Source organism: Janthinobacterium sp. PLB04, from assembly GCF_021165895.1.
Classification (GTDB): domain Bacteria; phylum Pseudomonadota; class Gammaproteobacteria; order Burkholderiales; family Burkholderiaceae_D; genus Janthinobacterium; species Janthinobacterium lividum.
Genome location: NZ_CP088968.1, coordinates 586,504 through 601,529, shown reverse-complemented (window position 1 = coordinate 601,529; position 15,026 = coordinate 586,504). Strand labels below are relative to the sequence as shown.

Sequence of the window (15,026 nt, the reverse complement as noted above, 5' to 3'; positions counted from 1 at the left end):
CCGCATGCCAGGCATGCAACCGATCCACCCAACACGCCTGTTGACGCGCGCATAGCGCGACTGGCATAGAGCGGTAAAAAGTTATCAACATGGCACCTTAGCCGGCCGGTAGTCCTGGCTTTCGCCGGCAAGCCAAGGTCGCACGCAGTACAGCGGGACAGCAATGCCAAGCGGAACCTGTACAGTTGCTCGGTATCGCCGCATCAACTGATCAATTTGAAAACTCTGTCGTATCGAAGGTAAGCGAAGTTATGACCAAAACTAATAAATCGACCCCGGCCGCCAACCAAGACATCCCTCTCATCAGCGAAGACCAAATTCGCGCCATGAGTGAAGATGACTACATGAATCCGGCACAACTGGCATTCTTCAAGGCGCGCCTGCAGCAGCTCGAAAAAGACCTGCTGAAAAACGCCGGCGAAACCACGGAACACTTGCGTGAAACCGTGCTCGTACCGGATCCTGCCGACCGTGCCACCATCGAGGAAGAGCATGCGCTGGAACTGCGCACGCGCGACCGCGAGCGCAAACTGCTGAAGAAAGTGCAGCAATCGATCGCCAGCATCGACGCCGGCGACTATGGCTGGTGCGAAGAAACGGGCGAGCCTATCGGCATCCCGCGCCTGATCGCCCGCCCAACCGCCACCCTGTCGCTGGAAGCCCAGCAACGGCGCGAACTGAAGCAAAAACTCTACGGCGACTGATCGCCCCTCCCTTGCGCGGTCGCCCCGGCGGCCACGCGATGACGAATAAAAAAGCATGCAAGCTTCGGTTGCGTGCTTTTTTTTCGTCCCGCGCCGACTACACTGAAGCAGGCACTGCCGCTTGCAATTGCCTTTTCCATCCCCACTTTTGGGGCATGGGCGCGCAATCGCATGGCCTTGCACGCATCGGCACGAATCTTTTGAGGTCACTATGGAACAATTTCACGGCACCACCATCCTCTGCGTCCGGCGCGGCAAGCAGGTCGCCCTGGGCGGCGACGGCCAGGTAACGCTCGGCAACATCGTCATGAAGGGCACGGCCCGCAAAGTGCGTAAGTTGTATCAGGGCAAGGTCCTGGTCGGCTTTGCCGGCGGCACCGCCGACGCCTTCACCCTGCTCGACCGATTTGAAGGCAAGCTGGAAAAACACCAGGGCAATCTGCTGCGCGCCTCCGTCGAACTGGCCAAGGACTGGCGCACCGACCGCGTGCTGCGCCGCCTGGAAGCGATGCTGCTGGTGGCTGACAGCGAGTCGACCCTGGTCATCACGGGCAATGGCGACGTGCTGGAACCGGAAGACGGCATCGGCGCCATCGGCTCGGGCGGCACCTACGCCCAGTCCGCCGCCAAGGCGCTGCAGGAAAACACGGACTTGTCGCCGGCCGACGTGGTCAGGAAATCGCTGACCATCGCCGCCGAGCTGTGCATTTACACGAATATGTCCCACATCATCGAGACCTTGGACTAAACCTCCAAGCGCGCCTGAGCACAGAATAGAAAGCCAACTATGATCATGAACATGACCCCGGCGGAAATCGTCACCGAACTCGACAAGCACGTGGTAGGCCAGGCCAAGGCCAAGCGCGCCGTCGCCATCGCCTTGCGCAACCGCTGGCGCCGCCAGCAGGTGGCCGAGCCCCTGCGCCATGAAATCACGCCCAAGAACATCCTCATGATCGGCCCCACGGGCGTCGGCAAGACGGAAATCGCGCGCCGCCTGGCCAAGCTGGCCGAGGCGCCGTTCATCAAGATCGAAGCGACCAAGTTCACGGAAGTCGGTTATGTGGGGCGCGACGTCGACACCATCATCCGCGATCTGATCGACATCGGCATCAAGCAGACGCGCGCGCTGGAAATGAAGAAAGTGCGCGCGCGCGCGGAAGATGCGGCCGAGGACCGCGTGATCGACATCCTCGTGCCGCCGGCGCGCGACTTCGGCTTCACGCCGAATACGGCGGCGGCCGTGGACAGCGGCAGCGGCGACAGCACGCGCCAGACCTTCCGCAAGCGCTTGCGCCAGGGCGAGCTCGATGACAAGGAAATCGAGATCGAGCTGGCCGAGGCGGGTCCGCAGATGGAAATCATGGCGCCGCCGGGCATGGAAGAAATGACGGAGCAGATCAAGTCCATGTTTTCGGGCGTGGGCGGGCAGCGCAAGAAGGCGCGCAAGGTCAAGATCCGCGAAGCCTTGAAACTGCTGCTCGAGGAAGAAGCGGCCAAGCTGCTCAACGAAGATGAACTGAAACAGAAGGCGATCCAGAACGTCGAGCAGAACGGCATCGTCTTTTTGGACGAGATCGACAAGATCGCCTCGCGTTCGGAATCGGGCGGCGCCGACGTCTCGCGCGCCGGCGTGCAGCGCGACCTGCTGCCGCTGGTCGAGGGCACGACCGTCAATACCAAGTACGGCATGATCCGCACGGACCACATCCTGTTCATCGCTTCGGGCGCCTTCCACCTGTCGAAGCCGTCGGACCTGATCCCGGAACTGCAGGGACGCTTCCCCATCCGCGTGGAACTGGAATCGCTGTCGATCTCGGACTTCGAGCGCATTTTGACGAGTACCGACGCCTGCCTGACGATGCAGTACGAAGCCTTGCTGGCGACGGAAAACCTCACATTGCAATTCGCGCCGGAAGGCATCACCCGCCTGGCGGAAATCGCCTATGCGGTGAACGAGCGCACGGAAAACATCGGCGCGCGCCGGCTGCACACGGTGATGGAAAAACTACTGGAAGAAGTGTCGTTTACGGCCAGCGAAAACAGCAGCAGCACGGAAAACCTGCTGGTGATCGATGCCGCGTATGTCAACGAACGCCTGGAAGCGCTGTCGGTCAACGAGGACCTGTCGCGCTACGTGCTGTAGGAAAGAAGGGGGAAACCGATGGCAAACAAGGCATTGGCGACGCGGCAGAAAATGCAGTTCCGCGTCGAACCCTCGCAAAAACCGCGCAACCCGGTCGCCACTGCCGCCCTGCAGCGCGCCGCCGGGGCACACGTGAAAACCGTGTCAGGCCAGCGCCAGCAGGAAAAACGCCTGCTGGCGAAATTGCTGCAGAAGGTGAAAACAGACAAATAGGCCGCCCGCGGACACCCCGTTCTGGGGGCGTCCGCCATCAGGCCATCGTCTGCTGAACGTCCCTCTTAGAAGCGGTAGGACGCGCCCAGCGAAAACATGTCGACCTTGGTCGTTTGCTTGCTGTTGTACTTGACGGGCACGCAGTCCCAGTCCAGGTGCAGCGACCAATTCTTGTTCAGCGCATACGCCGCGCCGATGCCGTAGGTCAGGCCGATCTTGCTCTTCTTGTCCGAACCGCCGCCCAGATAATCGACCTTGCCCTGCGTGTATGCCGCGCCGGCGCGGCCACTCAATGTAAACGCGTCAAACTGGTAACCGAGCACGCCCTGCATGCCGAGGCCCGTGAACTTGCCGCGGCCAGCGCGCTTGCCCGCCTCCGTGTCGAAGCCGGACTTGACCTCGCCGCCCATGTACCCCACCAGCTCAATCGAAGGCAGGGCCACGCCGCCCTGAAACGGCAGCGCGTCGAAACTGTAACCCAGGTAGGCCTTGCCATTGCGCTTGCTGCTTTTGTCGCAATCGCTTTGTCCGGCGATGCAATCGAGGCCGCTACTGGCGCGAAAGCCATAGCTGGCGCCCGCATAGAACGGACCCGGTGCCGGTTCAGCTGCGACGGCATGCAGGGGGGCGATGGTGGCCAGCGCCAGCAGCGCTGCGGGGAAACGGAAAGATGGGAACATGGATAACCTCTACAAGTGGATGGATTGCCTGGTTGTAGCGCGCTGCGCGAGCCACAAGCGGGAGTGTCATCGCTTTTGCCGAAAAGTACTATCACCTTGTGCAAAGTGCCATTAACGGCTACATTCGGTACCGTCATCCGCTACCAAACTTGCATAAAGGAACTATCGTGAGTTCACCTGAACTGGTTTTGCGCGTACTGCGCACCCAACTGCGCGCCGCCGGCATCACCTACAAGGTACTGGCCGAACGCATCGGCATGAGCGAATCAAGCGTCAAGCGCATGTTTGGCCAGCACGACATGTCGCTGTCGCGCCTGGCCCTGATCTGCAAGGCCTCGGGCATCGCCATGGAGGACGTGCTGCGCGGCGCGGCCGACATCACGCCCCATGCCGACACGCTCACGCTGGTGCAGGAAAAGTCGCTGGTGGCGCATCCGCGCCTGCTGCTGGTGGCGATCTGCTGCCTCGGCCACTGGAGCCTGGAGCAGGTGGTGGAAACGTATGCGTTGACGCAGGCCGAATGCATCGGCTGCCTGGCCGAACTGGACCGGTTGGGCTTGATCGAACTCAAGCCGCTGAACCGCTACAGCCTGCGCGTCTCGAACGCCTTCCACTGGCTGGCCGACGGTCCGGTGCAGCAGTACTTCCGCGAACACGTGGTGGCCGATTATTTCAGCGGGCATTTTGACGGCGCCGGCGAAACCCTGATGTGCATCCCGGCGCGCCTGTCGCTGTCGAGCGCGCAGGAGCTGGTGCAAAAGATCCGCCAGCTGGCCGAGGAACTGGCGCGGCTGCACCAGAACGACCGGCGCCTTGCGCCTGCCGAGCGCGACGGTTTTACCCTGCTGCTGGGCTTTCGCTCATGGGAATTCGCCGCCTTCACGGCCCTGCGCCGCAGCACGGCGTCCGCCTCGTCCACCGCGCCAGGCGCCGTTTACCAGACCGGTCCCAGGAACAGATAGAAGGTGCTCTCGCCGCCCTTCGACGCGCCCGATGCCACGTACACGGGACCGAAGCGCGTATCGACGGAGATGAAGGCACTGCTGGCCTGCGTGAACTTGCTGGCTTTCCAGCGCTCGCTCTGATCGAAGCCGCCGCCCATTTCCAGTGAAAAACCGGCCCGCACGACGCCGCCCAGAGTGCTGGGCAGGGAACCGATGCGGCGCGCCATGACGAAGCGCGCGAAGGCGATACTGCGTCCTCTCACCGAGTCAAATTCCGTGCCGGACAAGCGCAGGAAACCACCGAGATTGAGCGGCGCTTCGTCACGCTGCGAGCGCGCCCATTCGCCATACACGTGACCGGCCCAGTTGCCGCGGCCAAAGGCCTTCAACCCCGTGATGGACGATTGGCCCAGAGCCGCCTCGCCCACCCCCGTGGTCGTATCGCGCGCCCAGATGGCCTCAAGCAGGACGCCGCGCGTGGGAAAGCCCGGCGAATCGAGCGTATCGGCGCGGAATCGCACGAACTGCGTGGTGCCCAGCGCGCGCGACTCCGGCTGCGTAGGGTCGGCCGGAATCGCCAGCTTGCCCTTGACTTCCGTACGGGCGACGCCGAACTGCAGATCGCCCCAGGTACCGAACTGGCGCCCCAGCACCAGTGCAGCTGTCTGGCCGTTATACGCCAGGCGCGCGCTGCGCCGGCCCTTGTCGAACAAATCCATCGCCGACGAAGTGTATTGCAACTGCGGCGCGATATACCACGGGTTGCCGGCGCCCAGCGGCTGCCAGAACTGCACGCCATAGCCGCGCGTATTACCGATCTGCGCCGTGCTGCGCAACTCGCCACCCCAGCTGTTCAGGTTCGAGCGCGCATGCAGCAGCTTCAGGGCGAAATTATTGCTGTCCCTGAAATCGCTGGCCAGTTCCAGGCCCACGCGCAGGCGGTTGCTGGCCCACGGCGCTTCGACCGCCTTGATGGTGACGGCGCGCTGGTCGCCCGCGTCGACCACGTCCGTCTCCACGCGCGCCACGTCGCCGCGGCCATACAGCTTGGCCGCCGCCGCCAGCACATCTTCCTGGCTGACCGCCTGCCCTTCCACCAGGCCCGATTGCGCCTGCAGGATGCGCGGATTGATATCGCCTTCGCTCTCCACGGCCAGGCGCGTGAGCGGCAGGGCCACGTCCAGCAGGGCCGGCGCGGCCAGGCGCAGCTGCTCGCGCGCCGCATACTGTTCCGGCGGCAGGGCCAGCGGCGCCAGGCGGGCGGCCAAGGCCTGCGCCGCCTGCTCGCCGGCGCGCATGGCGCGCGCATAGTTTTCAAAGTCGAGGAAGCTCACGCCCGTCAAATCGGGTGCCACCAGGATATCCTGCGGCCGCAGCTCCTTGAGCGAACGCTGCACGTTCTGCTCCGTGAGAATCTGCAGCATCTGCTGCGCCACGCCGATGGCGCTGCCCAGGTCTTTTTCCGGCGCCAGCGGCGTGCCCACGTTGACGGCGATGATGATGTCGGCGCCCATGGCGCGCGCCATGTCGACGGGCAGGTTGCGCACCAGGCCCCCATCGACCACCAGCCGGTTGTTCACGCGCACGGGCGCAAACACCCCCGGCACGGCCAGCGAGGCGCGCATCGACAGGAACAGGGGCGTGTCGACCAGCTCGACCAGCTCGCCATTGACCAGGTCCGACGCCACCGAACGGAAGGGCAGCGGCAGCTGGCTGGCGGGGCGGTCGCGCATGCCGGCCGGCAGCAGGCGGTTCAAGGCCATTTCCAGCGCCGCATTGCTGGCCGCCGCCGGCGGCGTGGAAATGCCGTTGCGGCTCACGCCAAATTCGATGCGCGACGGTAGCAACAAATCTTCCTCGCGGCGGCGGAATGCCAGTTCGTCGCGCGGCGGCCGGTCGGCCACCACGCGCGCCCAGTTGGTCTCGCGCGCCATCTTTTCCAGGTCCGCCACGGAAGCGCCGGCCGCATACGCGCCGCCCACCACGCCGCCCATGCTGGTGCCGACCACCATGTCGATCGGCACATGCAGCTCCTGCAGCACTTTCAATACGCCGATATGCGCAAGGCCGCGCGCGCCGCCGCCCGACAGCACCAGGGCGATGCGCGGGCGCGCCGCCACGGTCGCGGGCACGGCCAGGGTGGCAGCGGAGGTAGAGGTAGTGGCGGCGGGGACGTCGGCTGCGGCAGCCGCCGGCAAGGCGCATAGCGCCGCCACGCAGCCCGCCAGGACGGCACGGATCGAGAACATGAAGACTCCTGTAGCGATGGCGGCATGGCGCCATCGGCAAAATACGATAAGAACAGCGTTAATTCGGCGGCGGCACGCTGCTCACTTGCGGCGCCGGCATCATGGTCGCCGGCCGCTGCTGCTCCATCGGCAGCGGCGGCGGCACCAGGTTCGAGACCGGCGCAGGGGCCGCGGCCGGCGTTGGGGTGGCGGACACTTGCCCCGGCAAGGCCAGCGCCTTGTCATCGGCCACCAGGTCGATGCGCTTGCTCACGCCGCCATCGCGCAGCAGCACGTGGCGCGCATGCACTTCCAGCACCGTCACGCCTGGCACCACCTCGGCGCCTTCCGGCAGGGCCACGGAAGGCTTGCCATCGGTCGAGATGATGGCCACGCTGCCGCGGCCATTGCCGGCGGCGACCACGCCCTTGAGCTGGTAATTGCTGGCCGTGGCCACGCTGACCTGCCCGCCAAACAGCGAAGCGCCCGCCTCCACGCTGGCATCCTGCACCACCGGCACGGCGGGCGGGTTGATGGGACGTTGCGGCGCCTTGAACAGCTGCATGGCCCAATAGGCCAGCGATACGGACAGCGCCACGACGGCGAGCAAACTTGTAACTTGAGGCAAACGCTTCATGGCTTCCTTGGATTCTTATCTTACGAGCTGATTGATTTCGATAATCGGCATCAGCACGGCCAGCACGATCAGCAGCACCACCACGCCCATCGCCAGGATCAGGGCCGGCTCCAGCAGGCCGGCAATCGTCAGGGTGCGGCGCTCCAGGTCCTGTTCCTGCGCGCTGGCGGCGCGTTCCAGCATGGCCGGCAGCTCGCCCGTGATTTCACCGGCGCGTATCATGTGGATCAGCATCGGCGGAAAATGCTTTTGCGCCGACAACGCGCGCGCCAGACTCACGCCCTCGCGCACGGCGCCGCTGGCTTCCTGTACCAGCTCCTGCATCGCCACGTTGGTGAGCGTGTCGCGGCTGGTGTCGAGCGCGCGCAGGATCGGCACGCCGGAACCCGTGGTGATGGCCAGGGTGCTGGCAAAGCGCGCCGTGTTCAGGCTGCGCTCGAATTTGCCGTACAGGGGCGCCGTCAGCAGCCAGGTATGCCAGCGCCGTTTCAGGGCCGGCTGCTGCAGCGCGCGGCGCCAGGCGAACCAGGCGCCGGCCAGGATCACGGCCACGACGAGGCCATAGTTGCGCACGAAATCCGACAGCGCCAGCATGATCACGGTGAGCATGGGCAGCTTTTGCTTGGTATTGGCGAACACGGAAACGATCTGCGGCACCACATAGGTAAGCAGGAAGATCACGATGGAAAACGCCACCACCGTGACGATGGCCGGATACGTAAAGGCCAGCTTGACCTTCTGCACCAGCGCGTTGCGCCGCTCGATGTAGTCGGCCAGGCGCGACAGCACGCGCGACAGATGGCCGATCTGCTCGCCCGACGCCACCAGCGCCCGGTAAATCTCCGCGAAATCGCGCGGATGGCGCGCCAGCACGTCGGAAAACGCGGCGCCGCCGATCACTTCCGAGCGGATCGAGGCGATCAGGTCGCGCAAATACGGCCGCTCGGCCTGTTCCAGCAAGGCGGAAAACGCCTGCTCCAGCGGCAGGCCCGCTTCCAGCAAACTGGCCAGCTGGCGCGTAAACAGGGCCAGCTCGGTGCTGGACAGGCGCTCGCCGAAGCCGCGCCGTTTGGTGACGCCGGCGGCATCGACCTGCGCGGCGATCGGTTCGACGGCCAGCGGCACCAGGCCTTGCACGCGCAGCTCGGCGCGCGCGGAACGGGGACTGTCGGCATTGAGCACGCCCTTGCGGGTGGCGCCCTGGGCGTCGACGGCTTCATAGCGGAATGCGGGCATGGTGGCGGGCCTAGTCTTTGGTCACGCGCAGCAATTCAGCCTGCGTGGTGGTGCCGTCGCGCAGCCAGCGTTCGCCGTCGTCGCGCATGCTCGTCATGCCATCCTGCAGGGCCACCGTGCGCACTTCCGCTTCCGACGCGCGGTTGTGGATCTGCGCGCGGATCTGTTCCGTCGTGCGCAGCAGCTCGTACACGCCCACGCGGCCCTGGTAGCCCGTCTGGCCGCAATGCTCACAGCCGACGGCCTGCCAGTATTGCCCGTCGAAGGTCTTGCAGGAGCCGCACAATTTGCGCACCAGGCGCTGCGCCAGTACGCCAAGTAACGACGACGACAGCAGGAACGGTTCGATGCCCATGTCGAGCAAACGCGTGACGGCCGCCGAAGCGTCGTTCGTGTGCAGGGTCGCCAGCACCAGGTGGCCCGTCAAGGATGCCTGCACGGCGATCTGCGCCGTTTCCAGGTCGCGGATCTCGCCGATCATGATCACGTCCGGGTCCTGCCGCAGGATCGCCCGCAGCGCCTTCGCAAAGGTCATGTCGATGCGCGGATTGACTTGCGTCTGGCCTACGCCGGCCAGGTCGTACTCGATCGGGTCTTCCACCGTCAGGATGTTCGTCGTGGTGGCGTTGAGCATCGACAGCGCCGCGTACAAGGTCGTCGTCTTGCCCGAGCCGGTGGGGCCCGTGACCAGCACAATGCCGTGCGGCTGCGTGATCAGGCCATCGAACTGCCCCAGCATGGGCGCGCTCATGCCCAGGTGCTGCAGGTCGAGGCGGCCCGCTTCCTTGTCCAGCAAACGCAGCACGGCCCGTTCGCCATGCCCGGTAGGCAGGGTCGAGACGCGCACGTCGACGGGTTTTCCGCCCACGCGCAGGGTGATGCGGCCATCCTGCGGCAAGCGCTTTTCCGCGATGTCGAGCTGCGCCATGATCTTGATGCGCGAGATCAGCGAACCGTGGATGGCCTTACGGGGGCGCACCACGTCGCGCAGGCTGCCGTCGATGCGGAAGCGCACGACGGAGGTCTGCTCGAACGGTTCGATGTGGATGTCGGACGCGCCTTCGCGCAGCGCCTGCGTCAGCAGCGCGTTGATCATGCGGATGACGGGCGCGTCGTCGGACGATTCGAGCAAATCCTCGATGGCCGGCACGTCCTGCAGCAGCTTGGTCAAATCCAGGTCGGCGTCGAATTCATCGGCCATCTGCGACGCATCGCCGCCGCCGCCCGCGTAGGCGCCGGCAATGGCCGCATCGAGTTCGGCGCGCGGCAGCACCGTCAACTGGATCTGGCCGAAACGGCGCGATACTTCGGCAATCGCCGCCGGCGCCGTCGATGCGGCCACCAGCACGTCGACGGGTGCGCCGTCGACGGCACCGGGCCGGGCCAGCAAGCCGAAATCGCGCGCGTAGGCGTAGGGAAGCAGATTACTCATGGCTGTCCCATCACTTCTGCGGCTGCGGCAGCTGTTGCGGCTGCTGCTGGTATTGCTGCAGCAGCGACTGCGGCGGCGTGGCCGCGTTGGCCGGCGCGCCTGGCGGCGGCGTCGGCGCCGGCGGCACGGGACGCGTCACCATGTTGCCGCCCACCGGCTGGCCATCCTGCAAGGCCGGCAGCACAGGCGTGCCCAGGTCTTTCAGCATCAAATTGCCCGACGCCGGCACGGCGGCCGTCTCGGCCGAACGCATGTAGTCGTAGCGGTCGGCCGCCAGGCTACCGCTCTGCTCCTTGTTGCGCACGATGACAGGGCGCAGGAAGATCATCAGATTGGTTTTCTTGCGCTCGCGCGTCTGGTACTTGAACAGGTTGCCGATCAGGGGAATGTCGCCCAGGCCGCGCACTTTTTCCGCATTGTCGCCCGTGCTGTCCTCGATCAGGCCGCCGAGCACGATGATCTGGCCATCGTCGGCCAGCACATTGTTTTCGATCACGCGGTTGTTGATGGTGATGCCGCTGACGGCCGTCGACGTGGATTTGTCCACGCTCGACGTTTCGTGATAGATGCCCAGCTTGATGGTGCCGCCTTCGGAAATCTGCGGACGCACCTTCAGGGTCAGGCCCACTTCCTTGCGGTCGATGGTCTGGAACGGATTCGTGTTGGTGCCGGCCGTGCTCGTGTACTGGCCCGTCAGGATAGGCACGTTCTGGCCCACCTTGATGGTGGCCAGCTCGTTGTCCAGGGTGATCAGGTTCGGCGTCGACAGGATATTCGCGTTGCCGTCCGATTCCAGCGCATGCGCCACGGCGCCCAGGCCCAGCGCGCCGTTGATCTGCTTGAAGATGCCCAGCGTCAGGCCGCCCGTCGGCAGCACCTTGCCGCCGCCCAGCGCCAGCTTGGCGATATTGTTGTCGGTGCCGCCGGCGAACGACTGCAGCGCGCCCACGCGGTAACTGCTGTTGCTGTCGCCGGAAAGCCCCAGCCACTGCACGCCGAATTCGGAGGCCTTGGCCGACGTCACTTCGACGATCAGCGCCTCGATGTAGACCTGGGCGCGGCGCACGTCGAGCTGGTCGATCACGGCGCGCAGGTTGCGGTAGACAGCCTCGTTGCAGGTCAGGATCAGGGTGTTGGTGGAAGCGTCGGCCTGGATGAAGCCGGCCGCGCCGCCCGACGACAGCTGCTGCGGTCCGTTGCTCAGCGAAGCGCCGCCCGAGGTGCCGCTTTGCGTATTGCCGCCCAGGCCAGTGCTGTTCATGCCGCTGCCCTGGTTATTCTGGTTATTCGTATTCAGGCTGTTGCTGGTCGGCTGCTGTGCCGAGGCGGCCGTGCCGTCCGACGTCACGACCGAGCGCAGGGTTTGCGCCAGCTTGGTGGCGTCCGCATTTTTGAGGTACACCACGTGCACATTGCCCAGCTGCGTGGTGGGCTGATCCAGCTTCGAGATCAGCGACTTGGCCAGGTTGGCGCGCGCCGCCGACGGTGCGCGCAGCACCAGCGAATTGGTGCGCGGATCGGCCAGCACGGAGACCTTGCCCGCATCGGCCCCTGCGGCGCCGCCCGCATTCCCGCCTTCCATCAGTTTGTTCACCATCGAGGCCAGGTCGGACGCGATGGCATAGCGCACGGGGATCACGTCCAGATCCGTCGAGGCGGGTACGTCGAGCGCGGCGATGATCTTCGCCAGGCGCTTGAGGTTATCCGCGTAATCGGTGATCACCAGCGAGTTGTTGCCCGGGTTGGCGTTGATCGTGTTGTTCGGCGAAATCAAAGGGCGCAGCACGGCCAGCAGGTTGGCCGACGATTCATAGTTCAGGTAAAACACCTGGGTGGCGATCTGGTCGCCCTTCACCTGGCTGGCGCCGTTGCCCACCTGGGTCGGCACGGATTGCAGCTTGGCGTCCGCTTCCGGCACCACTTTCGCATAGCCGTCGCCGGAGACCACCGCATAGCCTTGCAGGCGCAAGGCCGATGCCAGCAGGGCGAAGGCCTGCGTCTTGCTGATCGATTTTTCCGACACCAGCGTGATCGTGCCCTTGACGCGCGGGTCGATGACGAAATTGATGTTGGTGTAATGGCCCACCGCCTTGATCACGGACTCGATGTCGGCGCCGACAAAATTGAGCGCCGCTTCGTCGCCGGGTGCGGCCCAGACGGGCGCCGGCATGCCGGCCACGGAACAGCACAGCAAGGCGGCGGCCGAGAGGCGGCGCAGCGAGAAGGTGGATTTATTTGGGCTCACGGATGGTTTTTTCATTGTCTGAACTCTAAGGCGATGATGTTTTTTTCGCTATTGCTACGGCGCTGTCCCAGCAAATTCAACAAACTCGCCAAGGTCTCTTCATATCCTGCTGCGGCCTGGGCCTGGCCGGAAAACTGCATGCGCCCCTGTTGCAGGCTGCCGCTGCCGTCGAGCAGCAGCGGTCCCCTGATGGAGCGCAAGGTCAATGCCGCCTGCTGCCCCTGCCAATCAAAATCAAGCTCATAACTGCCCAGCGGACGCAAGGACGACAGGCGCGACGCCATGTCCGTCATTTGCAAGGTCGTGCGGCCGACGGCGGAAAACTGCTGTTTTTCCAGTGCCAGTTGCAGGGTGCTCCACGATAGGCGCATGCTGCCCGTCGGCGCCACGGTATTCAAAGGTGCCCCCAGGCCGCCCAGGCCATCGGCCGGCAGCAGCAGGGCCGCCGGGCTGACCTGCCAGTGCGACCATGAACCGCGCAGGTTCACCGCCTGCGACAGCGCCTGCGCATTCTGCAATTCCACATCCACCGATCCCCACAGCACGGATGGCGAAATGCGCCAGCTGAAGCGCCCCGGCAGCAGCGGCGTCACGGCGCCATTCGCGCTGGCCGCCCCGCCGATAAAGGCCGAGCCGCGCCACAGGGTACCTTGCGCATCGCCCAAGGTCAAACGTCCGCCCGTCTGCTTTTCCACGATACTGGCCACCCAGCCTGCCGGGAAAAACACCAGCAGGGTGACGCAGACGCTGACGATGATGGCCAGCAGCCAGGCAAGCAAGCGCATCATCGCGCCGCGCCCGGGCTCTGGTGCAAGGTCAGGCTGGCATCGACCAGTCCCGCCTTGCCCTGCGCCGTAATTTTTGCTTCCTGCACCGCCACGCGGCCTTCGCGGCGCAAGCCGTCCAGCCACAGCATGACGCTGGCAAATGGCACGCCATTCAGCTGCACGCGCGCGTACTCTCCCGTCAGCGACAGCGATTGCGGCGCCAGGCCGCGCGCTTTCAGCGAGGCGTCAATGCTGTCACGGCTCATGGGTGCCACCTGCACGGGTGCCTGGCGCGCCAGGTCGCCCGCTTCACGCGCCAGCGCCTGCAGCTGGGCCGCGTTCTGGCGCAGCTCGGGCAAGCTCTTTTGCAAGGCGATGCGGCCCGTCCAGGCCGGCTCGAAGAATACGGCGTAGACGAGGGCCAGCCCCGCCACCACGCCGCCGATGCTCAAGAGCTTGCGCTCCTGCTGCGTGCGCTCGGCCCAGAAGGCCTGCACGGCCTGCTGCTGCCCCGCCCACGCGGCGCGCGCCTTGTTGACTGCTGCACTCATGCTTTTGCTCCCGTGGCCGGCGTGATCTTCCACACGCCCGGCGCCGTTTCATTCAAGGCCAGCTTGCGCGCGGCCAGGCCGTCGCGCACCTGCGCCTGGGCGCTGGCGTCGACCATGTCCGGCTTCAGCCTGACGATCAGGCTGCGCTCGCGGTATTCCAGCGACGCCACCACGCCGCGTCCGGCCAGGCCGCCCAGCGCTTCGCCCAGCGCCGCGCTCATGCTGGTGAAGTCATCCATGCTGGCTTGCCCGCCCTGCAGGCGGGCAGCAGCGATATTGCGACGCATCTGCTCCGCTTCCAGGCCATACACGGGCGCTTCGTTCGGATACGCGGCCTTGAAGGTTTGCTGCATCGAGGTGCGCACGGTGGCGGCCTCGCGCTTCAGCCGCATCCATTCGATATTCATGCCGGCCAGGTTGACGATCACGGCCAGCAGCGCCAGGCGCAGCGGCCAGCGCCAGCGGCGCCATTCGGTGGCCGATCCCGTCGCCGTGCCCAGGGCGGCAGCCAGGTCCAGTCCCGCATTTTTGGCGCCGGCGATCCAGTGCGCCCAATGGTCAAGCTCCACCGTCACGCCATCCATGCCTGCAGCGAGCTGCTGATACTGCGCCAGCTCGGCCTGCGCCACATAGACCGTCAGGGGCACGTCGCCGGCAAACGCGCGCGTCGTCAGCAACGCCTGCTGCGGCTGGGCTGGCAAGACCAGGCCCAGGCCCTCTTGCGGCGCCTGGCGCAAGGCCAGTTCCAGGCCGTCGCCGCTTGCCTGCAGGGCGGCCGTCACGCTGCCCGGCTGCAAAGGCAGGCACAGCTGCGACGGCAGCAGCGCCACCTTGCGCGCGCCCTGCGCCAGCAAGGCCTTCACCAGTACCTCGGCCCAGGCGCGCTGCGCCACGGCCACCGTGCGCATGCCGGCCGCGTCGGGCGCGCCAGCGGCCAGCAGGCAATCCTGGGTGTCGCCAAGGATGTGTTCTTCCACCAGGCCGGGCAAGGCCGCGCGCAAGCGGGCGCCAGCCAGCGGCGGCGTTTTCAGGCGCAGCAGGGTCACGTCGGCTGCGGCCAGCAGCAGCACCACCTGCTTCGCGCCGGCAATCAACTGGCCCAGGCTGCCCAGCGGCGCGCTGCCTTGCTGCAGCAGGGCGCCGCCGTCGCCGGCCAGCACGAAGGAGCAGGCAGGCGCGCTGTCGGTGGACGCCTTGGCCGGGTGACGGATATACAATATTGTCAAAGTGACTCGCTTTCAGC

General features: G+C 65.6%; 14 protein-coding genes. 5 read left to right on the top strand and 9 right to left on the bottom strand.

What is annotated here, in order from left to right:
* The first annotated feature begins 251 nt into the window (after positions 1–251).
* From dksA to LSO07_RS02550, 4 genes are all read left to right on the top strand, one after another.
* Entirely contained in the window at positions 252–704 is a 453-nt protein-coding gene (gene dksA, locus LSO07_RS02565) for an RNA polymerase-binding protein DksA (RefSeq protein ID WP_034753066.1), read from the top strand.
* Between the two features lie 211 nt (positions 705–915).
* Positions 916–1,452 carry an ATP-dependent protease subunit HslV gene (gene hslV, locus LSO07_RS02560; protein ID WP_034783551.1) on the top strand — a complete coding sequence of 179 codons (537 nt, stop codon included), beginning with the start codon at positions 916–918 and terminating at the stop codon, positions 1,450–1,452.
* A 45-nt stretch (positions 1,453–1,497) separates the two neighbouring features.
* A complete protein-coding gene (gene hslU, locus LSO07_RS02555; protein ID WP_099395595.1) occupies positions 1,498–2,850 on the top strand; it encodes an ATP-dependent protease ATPase subunit HslU in 1,353 nt (450 codons plus the stop codon).
* Between the two features lie 18 nt (positions 2,851–2,868).
* Positions 2,869–3,063 carry a hypothetical protein gene (locus LSO07_RS02550; RefSeq protein WP_151092175.1) on the top strand — a complete coding sequence of 65 codons (195 nt, stop codon included), beginning with the start codon at positions 2,869–2,871 and terminating at the stop codon, positions 3,061–3,063.
* A gap of 65 nt (positions 3,064–3,128) precedes the next feature.
* Here the strand turns inward: LSO07_RS02550 and LSO07_RS02545 are convergent, their stop codons facing one another.
* Complete coding sequence (locus LSO07_RS02545) at positions 3,129–3,743, bottom strand: outer membrane protein (RefSeq protein WP_151092173.1); 615 nt, start codon at positions 3,741–3,743, stop codon at positions 3,129–3,131.
* Positions 3,744–3,910: 167 nt separating this feature from the next.
* Between LSO07_RS02545 and LSO07_RS02540 the strand changes: the two genes are divergently transcribed.
* Complete coding sequence (locus LSO07_RS02540) at positions 3,911–4,705, top strand: helix-turn-helix domain-containing protein (RefSeq protein ID WP_225317153.1); 795 nt, start codon at positions 3,911–3,913, stop codon at positions 4,703–4,705.
* On the opposite strand, the gene LSO07_RS02535 is transcribed toward LSO07_RS02540, so the two are convergent.
* From LSO07_RS02535 to gspL, 8 genes are read right to left on the bottom strand one after another with little or no spacing between them, the layout of a single operon-like run.
* Positions 4,678–6,936, bottom strand: a complete 2,259-nt coding sequence (locus tag LSO07_RS02535; protein ID WP_092609291.1) for a patatin-like phospholipase family protein — start codon at positions 6,934–6,936, stop codon at positions 4,678–4,680. The two genes, LSO07_RS02540 and LSO07_RS02535, sit on opposite strands and share 28 nt — an antisense overlap.
* 58 nt (positions 6,937–6,994) lie before the next feature.
* On the bottom strand, positions 6,995–7,552 hold the full coding sequence (locus LSO07_RS02530; protein WP_052140217.1) for a type II secretion system protein N: 558 nt from the start codon (positions 7,550–7,552) through the stop codon (positions 6,995–6,997).
* 15 nt (positions 7,553–7,567) lie between these two features.
* Positions 7,568–8,788 (bottom strand): type II secretion system inner membrane protein GspF, encoded by a 1,221-nt coding sequence (gspF, locus tag LSO07_RS02525; RefSeq protein WP_034783560.1) that lies wholly within the window; start codon positions 8,786–8,788, stop codon positions 7,568–7,570.
* A 10-nt stretch (positions 8,789–8,798) separates the two neighbouring features.
* Positions 8,799–10,220, bottom strand: coding sequence for a type II secretion system ATPase GspE (gspE, locus tag LSO07_RS02520; protein WP_034783561.1), 1,422 nt, complete (start codon positions 10,218–10,220; stop codon positions 8,799–8,801).
* A 10-nt stretch (positions 10,221–10,230) separates the two neighbouring features.
* Positions 10,231–12,480, bottom strand: coding sequence for a type II secretion system secretin GspD (gspD, locus tag LSO07_RS02515; RefSeq protein ID WP_070258553.1), 2,250 nt, complete (start codon positions 12,478–12,480; stop codon positions 10,231–10,233).
* Positions 12,477–13,253 (bottom strand): type II secretion system protein N, encoded by a 777-nt coding sequence (locus LSO07_RS02510; RefSeq protein ID WP_034783563.1) that lies wholly within the window; start codon positions 13,251–13,253, stop codon positions 12,477–12,479. Before LSO07_RS02510 ends, gspD begins: the two co-directional genes overlap by 4 nt.
* Positions 13,250–13,783 (bottom strand): type II secretion system protein GspM, encoded by a 534-nt coding sequence (gspM, locus tag LSO07_RS02505; protein ID WP_034783565.1) that lies wholly within the window; start codon positions 13,781–13,783, stop codon positions 13,250–13,252. The genes LSO07_RS02510 and gspM overlap by 4 nt, the downstream gene beginning before the upstream one ends.
* Positions 13,780–15,009, bottom strand: coding sequence for a type II secretion system protein GspL (gene gspL / locus LSO07_RS02500; protein ID WP_070280028.1), 1,230 nt, complete (start codon positions 15,007–15,009; stop codon positions 13,780–13,782). The genes gspM and gspL overlap by 4 nt, the downstream gene beginning before the upstream one ends.
* Positions 15,010–15,026: the final 17 nt, after the last annotated feature.

Bases quoted from the DNA above. Each gene is read 5' to 3' on its own strand.
- LSO07_RS02510 (WP_034783563.1), bottom strand. From the start codon at position 13,253: ATGATGCGCTTGCTTGCCTGGCTGCTGGCCATCATCGTCAGCGTCTGC.
- gspD (WP_070258553.1), bottom strand. From the start codon at position 12,480: ATGAAAAAACCATCCGTGAGCCCAAATAAATCCACCTTCTCGCTGCGC.
- LSO07_RS02545 (WP_151092173.1), bottom strand. From the start codon at position 3,743: ATGTTCCCATCTTTCCGTTTCCCCGCAGCGCTGCTGGCGCTGGCCACC.
- LSO07_RS02535 (WP_092609291.1), bottom strand. From the start codon at position 6,936: ATGTTCTCGATCCGTGCCGTCCTGGCGGGCTGCGTGGCGGCGCTATGC.
- gspE (WP_034783561.1), bottom strand. From the start codon at position 10,220: ATGAGTAATCTGCTTCCCTACGCCTACGCGCGCGATTTCGGCTTGCTG.
- hslV (WP_034783551.1), top strand. From the start codon at position 916: ATGGAACAATTTCACGGCACCACCATCCTCTGCGTCCGGCGCGGCAAG.
- hslU (WP_099395595.1), top strand. From the start codon at position 1,498: ATGAACATGACCCCGGCGGAAATCGTCACCGAACTCGACAAGCACGTG.
- gspF (WP_034783560.1), bottom strand. From the start codon at position 8,788: ATGCCCGCATTCCGCTATGAAGCCGTCGACGCCCAGGGCGCCACCCGC.
- gspM (WP_034783565.1), bottom strand. From the start codon at position 13,783: ATGAGTGCAGCAGTCAACAAGGCGCGCGCCGCGTGGGCGGGGCAGCAG.
- dksA (WP_034753066.1), top strand. From the start codon at position 252: ATGACCAAAACTAATAAATCGACCCCGGCCGCCAACCAAGACATCCCT.
- LSO07_RS02530 (WP_052140217.1), bottom strand. From the start codon at position 7,552: ATGAAGCGTTTGCCTCAAGTTACAAGTTTGCTCGCCGTCGTGGCGCTG.
- LSO07_RS02550 (WP_151092175.1), top strand. From the start codon at position 2,869: ATGGCAAACAAGGCATTGGCGACGCGGCAGAAAATGCAGTTCCGCGTC.